Raw genomic sequence first — 2,693 nt, 5'->3', positions numbered from 1 at the left:
TCAACCCATTGTTCCACTATCTTACAGATGGCTTTCGTGAGCGACGGAATCCCCATATTTTATTCGACTCGGAATTCTACTCTGCCCAGGCCGGATTGAATCCGGATTGTGACCCGCTCCTGCACTATCTTGATTCAGGTTGGCGGGAAGGTCACGATCCGCATCCTCTATTCAGTTCAGAATGGTATATAAGCAATTACCCCGCAACCGAAGAACTGGATCTGGCACCTTTGTTGCATTTCGTCGAAGCTGAAGGTGAATACGAATTTGATCCTGGACCCTGGTTCAGTTCACGCGAGTACCACGAGCGCTACCCGCAAAGCCTGGTCGAGGAGCCGAATGCGTTGCTTCACTACCTCCGTTTCGGAGTTGTTTCTGGAAACAAGCCTGCCGCGTGGTTCAATGGCGAAGCATATCTTCAGCGCTATGCCGATATAGCTCGGTCTTGCAGTCTGCGGCAGGCGTTTGGGCACTTTATTCGAAATGGGCAATCTGAAGGTCGGGATGCCGGGCCGATGACGCAATCCGCCGGCAGTGCGAAAGCTCAGACATCCCGTAGTTATGAAGCGCCTTCGGATTGGGAAGAAGGTGCTGGCACAAGCGAATTTGTCACCGAGCGAAACGATACGAACTCAAATCCCAAGCTTACGGAGATCGTTGCGTGGTATTTGCCGCAATTCCACCCGATACCGGAAAATGACCACTGGTGGGGGGAAGGCTTCACCGAGTGGCGAAATGTAACGCGAGGCATCGCGCGTTTCCCGCAGCATTATCAGCCCCGGCGTCCTGATGCCCTCGGATACTACGATCTGCGCGTGCCTCAAGTACTTGAAAGGCAAGTGGAACTTGCTAATAAATACGGTGTAAGTGCATTTTGCTTTCATTATTACTGGTTCGGCGGCAAGCAAGTACTGGACCTACCGCTCAGAAGGCTTCTTGCCGATAAATCACTTGATATCGGTTTTTGTGTCAGCTGGGCAAACGAGAATTGGACCCGCACTTGGGACGGACTCGATACTGATGTGTTGCTCAGACAACAATACTCGGCTGAAGATGATATTGAATTCATCGATAGGGTGATGACGCTTTTTGAGGACAAAAGATATTTGCGGATCGATGGAAAACCCATTTTGATCGTCTATCGACCAAGCCTGCTTCCGGATGCCAAGGCTACGGCGGAGCGATGGCGGGCACGCTGCCGAGAAAAAGGGGTAGGTGAACTACTTCTTGGCATGGTTCAGTTCGATGGAGATAATCCGCATGCGTTCGGTTTCGACGTTGCTGTTGAATTTCCGCCTCACAAGGTCGGTCGTGAGCTACCTCGTGTGAACGAAATGCTGGACATTCGGGATCCGGAGTTCAAGGGGACAGTCTACAGTTACGATGCGCTTTCTGAACGAGGCCGGTCTGTGGATGCGCCGCAATATCCCCTGATTCGCGGAGTATGTCCCTCGTGGGACAATGAAGCCCGGCGGCCGGGCAAGGGCACCACATACCATGGCTCGACGCCTGATAAATATGGCGCTTGGTTGGAGCAGTGCTGTGCGTTCGCACACCAATACCCTGTTTACGGTAGTTCGCTGGTGTTCGTCAATGCTTGGAACGAATGGGCCGAGGCGGCCTACCTCGAGCCTGATAGGCGCTTCGGATATGCCTATCTTGAAGTTACGCTAAACGCGGCTGAGAAGAACTATCACCACTGTAACAGTATTCCGCGAGCCAGAAAAATTCTGATTGTCACTCACGACATGCACAATCATGGTGCGCAGCAACTCGCATACCATATCGTTCAGACGCTGCGGGAGCACTTCAGCTATCAGGTCGTCGTACTGTCGCTTGGCCCAGGAGATCTATGGCAGGATTTCGAGAAATTTGCAAAGATATATGACTTTCAGAATCTGCAGGAGAATAAATCCCAAATACATGAAGCTAAAAAGTCTGGTTATTCCCATTTTCTTGATCGTATTTCTTCTTCCATCAGGGGCCGGTCAACGACTTTGCCGCGGCGCAGCAAAGTGATGCGGCCCGCTTCCGGAGCTTCTTCGCGGCGATGCTCGAGGGTATGGACCTCGAGAAGCCGACCGAGCTCGATGATATGGGCAAGGCGACGATCACCGAGCTGGCCAACATGATCACCGGACAGTCGGTGACGAAACTTCACAACTTGGGGTTTCAGTTCGATCTTACCCCTCCCGCCATTTTCACCGGCGAGAACATGGAGGTAAGCGATACTGGAGTCGAGGCGTTGATAGTGCCGATGGAAATACCGCAGGGCAAAATCGAGATCAATGTCGCGATCAGGGAGCGATCCTAGGGAGCCGAGCAATGAAGACGAAACAGGATTTCCCGAGCATAAACGAGCGAAAGGCCGAGGGTGTCAAGGAAAACGGGGATGCCTACAAGGTGCTCATCGTCGCCAACAAGTACCAAACCGGCTTTGACCAGCCGCTATTGCAGGCCATGTATGTGGACAAGCGGCTGGAAGGCATCCAGGCGGTGCAGACGCTCTCACGTCTGAACCGCACCGCGCCCGGCAAGAATGAGACCTTCTTGCTGGATTTCGTCAACGAGCGCGACGAGATCTTCGCGTGGGGCTTCCGCAACCCCTACCGGATGGCCTTCGACCGGGGCGGCGACCGCGATCTGTACGTGAGCGCCGTGAGCGAGTCGCTGTCCGAGGCGGTCTACCGGCT

The 2,693-nt window shown here is 53.5% G+C and carries 2 protein-coding genes and 1 pseudogene; all 3 read left to right on the top strand.

The window, feature by feature from the left end:
* Positions 1-2,132, top strand: a 2,132-nt coding sequence (locus LCF59_RS17685; protein ID WP_292288937.1) for a glycoside hydrolase family 99-like domain-containing protein, incomplete at its 5' end; no start/stop codon positions are given.
* Positions 2,063-2,314 carry a chemotaxis protein CheC gene (locus tag LCF59_RS17680; protein WP_292288936.1) on the top strand — a complete coding sequence of 84 codons (252 nt, stop codon included), beginning with the start codon at positions 2,063-2,065 and terminating at the stop codon, positions 2,312-2,314. The genes LCF59_RS17685 and LCF59_RS17680, both read left to right, overlap by 70 nt.
* A gap of 11 nt (positions 2,315-2,325) precedes the next feature.
* Positions 2,326-2,693 (top strand): annotated as a pseudogene (locus LCF59_RS17675) (hypothetical protein); the annotation flags it as partial.

This window comes from Marivita sp., assembly GCF_020055675.1.
Lineage (GTDB): Bacteria > Pseudomonadota > Alphaproteobacteria > Rhodobacterales > Rhodobacteraceae > Marivita.
Note: the sequence above shows the minus strand (reverse complement) of the source record. Positions and strands in the feature narration are given on the sequence as shown.